Origin of the sequence: Flavobacterium sp. (assembly GCF_031423415.1) — a bacterium.
Classification (GTDB): domain Bacteria; phylum Bacteroidota; class Bacteroidia; order Flavobacteriales; family Flavobacteriaceae; genus Flavobacterium.
This window is the reverse complement of record NZ_JANPFL010000156.1, coordinates 1-3,832: the sequence shown is the minus strand read 5'-3', so window position 1 is coordinate 3,832 and position 3,832 is coordinate 1. Positions and strand designations below refer to the sequence as shown.

Sequence of the window (3,832 nt, the reverse complement as noted above, 5' to 3'; positions counted from 1 at the left end):
ATAGAAATTAGTTCGATCATCTCGAATATCAATATGGTCGGCAACATTGTTGGTTGCATCGCCAAAATCGGTAAAACGAGTGTTTACAATTTCGAAACCCGAAGGCAAAATTTGAGACAAAGCTACATTTTCTACACGTTCGTTTTTCAAGTTTTTAATAGTCACTTCGGCAATAAATTCGGTTCCTTGGTTAATTTTAGAAACATTGATAACATTACCTTTTCTATTTTTGAAAACGAGTTTAGCACTCACATTACTCTGTACCACATTTTCTTGACCAACTGGTAAAATTCCTGAATTTAAAACCCGAACATACAATGTATTGTTTTTAACATTTTTAATTGTAATTCCATTTGCACCATTTTTAATGGTCAAATTTCTATCGGCTAACACTTTATTGGTTTTTATGCCTAAGGTTTTTCCAGCATCGTTAAACTGAATATCGATTCCCTTTCCACCATTAAATTGAGCAAATTTTGTCATCGCATATAAGCAATAGGCTGTGGTTTGTGTGCTCATCCATTGATCGGCAGACATTTGTTTGGCTAGTTTCATGGCAGTTGTAAATGCTTTTTGTTTCTGACCTAATAAAATCAAAGTTTCTAATGTCATGGCACGATTTCTATCGCTCGAACCATAATAATAGTAGCTGTAATTATTATTGTATTCTTCATCTATAGTTGATTTTAAAAGCAATGCTGTTCCAGCTTGTTTCTGTCCAGCCAAAGCATAAGAAGCAGCCAATCGCAATTTACTTTCGTTAGAAATTCCAGAAGTTTCTCTCAATCTGTTCATGGATGATAAATCGGGAACGCCAACCAATGCTAATGTATACAAGCGATACGCTTGGGCAAAATCGTTGCCATATTTTTTGTCAAATCGCCATTTTTTGGTTTCCTTTTGTTGATAAGAAATCCATTTTGTTTTGAAATTGATAGGTAAAACATAACCTTTTTTCTCGGCTTCAATCATAAAATGTCCAGCATAAGAAGTTCCCCAATCGTCTGGAGACGAATCGCCTTGCCAGTAAGACATTCCGCCATTTGCCACTTGAAAACCAAATAATTTATTGATTCCTGCGGTTACATTTTTTTGAATAGTTGCTTTTCTATTTACATCAATATCAGCCACATCACTTAAATATAATTGCGGAAATACAGACGATGTAGTTTGCTCTACACAACCATGCGGATATTGAATTAAGTATTGTAACCTTCCATTAAAATTAATAGATGGCATAGACGAAACTTCTAATCTAGCTTTGTTGCTTCCTGCAACTCCAAAAGTTTTCCAATTGATGGTTTTTGTGCTATTTGGTTCTAAAATAATATCGGTAAAAGTATTCGTAATCGGATTCGGGTTGGTCATATCAATTTCTACTTCATACGTAGATCTTTCTTTTCCAGATGTTGCAATAACTTCTACTTTTCCAATGCCAGTTGTGGCGCCGACTTCTAAATTAAAATAAGTCATTTTCTCATCAGGCGAAGCAAAAGCTAAACTTTGAATTGTTTTACCAATGACTTTCAACCCTGGACTTGTTTTTATTTGAATGGATACGTTTTTAACCCAATTTTCCATAGCAAAAATAGTAACTGGGATAGTCACTTTTTCTGAAGGTGAAATTTTTCGTGGCAACGAAGCCAATGCCATTAATGGACTACGAACAGGCGTTGCTTTTTCTACACTTCCGTAAGCGCTCGTTTTGGCATCGCCAGCTACAATCATAGTTCGCACAGAACCAATATATTTTGGTAACGTAATTTGATGTGTTTTGCTTCCGCCAGCATCTAATTTAAATGGACCTAAATACACAACAACTGGTTTAAAACGATTCGCTTTTTTGGCTTTGCCACCGCCCAAATCTTGATCGCCACCAATACTGAATATTTGGTTTACTTTTCCGCCATAGGCACCAATAACATCATCGTAAATATCCCAAGTTTTTACGCCAAGAGCTTCACGAACATAAAAGCTATCCCAAGCATTTGGAGTTTTAAAACGAGTTAAATCGAGTAATCCTTCATCGACAACAGCAATAGTATAAGTCATGGCTTTACCAGTTTTTTCACTTACATTTACGTTGAATGTTTGCTCTGGTTTCAAGACATCGGGCATGACTAATTTTGGTTCTAGAATGGTATTTTTATCAATAACTTCAACAGGAATAATACCGTACATTCTTATTGGCGAATCGTTTTTGGTCGATGCATGAGGTTGCAAAAGTGTAATGTTGAAATACACGTTTGGCGCCATGGCAGCAGTAATTGGAACTGAAACTTTGGTTTCTCCTTTTTGTGTTTTTGCCCAAATGGTTTCTACCACTTTCGCTCCGTTTTCTATCGAAATTAAAGCACGACCGCCTTCACTTGATGGAAACGATATTTGGGCTTTTTCGCCTACTGCATAATTCTTTTTATCGGTAGAAAAAACCAACATATTAGCTGTCGATGCATCGGTATTTCTAGTTTTTCCTGACCAAGCTGGCCAATCTATATTTACGGTTTGTGCCGTGGCATGACCATCAGTTGGATCGGTAACGCGAACCAAATAACGCCCCCATTCTTCATCAGTAACGGCAAATTGGAAAATTCCTTTTCCATTAGCATCAGTATTTACTCTAAATGTTTTATAAGATGTAGTTGAGTTTGATGAGTTATAATTCGATAAATTATCGTTTGACGAATCCCACCACCAACGCCATTCTACTTTAAATACTTTTACTTCTAGGTTTTTTACCGATTTTGGACGTCCATTTTCATCCACAGAAACTACTTCAAATTTATTATTTGCTCTCGTTTCAAGCATTTCATATTTGGTTAATCTTGGTAATTTTAATCCAATATAAGTTTTATATGGTGAATAGGTTGTAGAAATAACATCGGTGCTAACATCGCCGCCTTCTTCGTAAACTTTTGTCATAAATGCAGCACGCAACATTCCTGGCGCTTGCCCTTGTAATTTTGGATCGATAGTAACAGATGCTTTTCCGTTTACATCAACTTTTCCAGAAAAAACATTAATTTCTTCGGTGCTAAATTGACGTACTTCATCATCAAAATCATATCTGTCAAAACCTTTAAAAGCAGTTACCTCTTGCGAGAATTTGGCTTGCATTTCTACACGTAAATCTTTCGCAACAGCCCCGTGAAGCCAATTGACTTGCAAATTGCTGGTGTTTGGATATGTTGAAGATAAAACGGCATTTTTGAAAACATTTTTAATTTTTAAGCGGTTGGGTTTAATGGTTTCAATTTTTATATTTTTATAAAATTTTGCGCCACCAACGCTCACCACAGCTTCCCAGCTTCCTGTTTGGTCTTCTGTATTTGTAGGTACAACAAAGCTGTAATGATTGAGTTCATTCGATTTTTGAATGGTTTGATACATTATTTTTCCGCTAGGATCAGACAAACGAAATTTTATTGGATGTGCGTTTGGAATTTTATTTGCTGCATCGTTAAAAATAAAGGACAAATACAAATTATCGCCCGGACGCCAAACACCACGTTCTCCATAAATGAATCCTTTTAAGCCTTTTTGTAATGCTTCGCCAGCGACATCAAAATTACTCACAGAAAGAGAGTTTCCGTCGTCTAATTTTACATAAGTAGATTGTGTGCCTTGGGTAACAATAGCAAAATAAGCAAATTTATCTAGCTCAAATTTTGCAATTCCTTCACTATTGGTTGATTCTGTGGCTAGTTTTTGCTGCTGAAAATTGTATAATTCTACTTTTGCATTAGAAACAGGTTCTGTAGTTACAATATTATTTACAACAACTAAATACGATTTATTTTCGCCTCGTTTTGCAATTACGCCCAAGTCTGAC

At 35.9% G+C, this 3,832-nt stretch carries 1 protein-coding gene; it reads right to left on the bottom strand.

Annotation, left to right across the window (positions count from 1 at the left end):
• On the bottom strand, positions 1-3,832 hold a 3,832-nt coding region (locus RMO83_RS13710; protein WP_310560264.1), incomplete at both ends, for an MG2 domain-containing protein.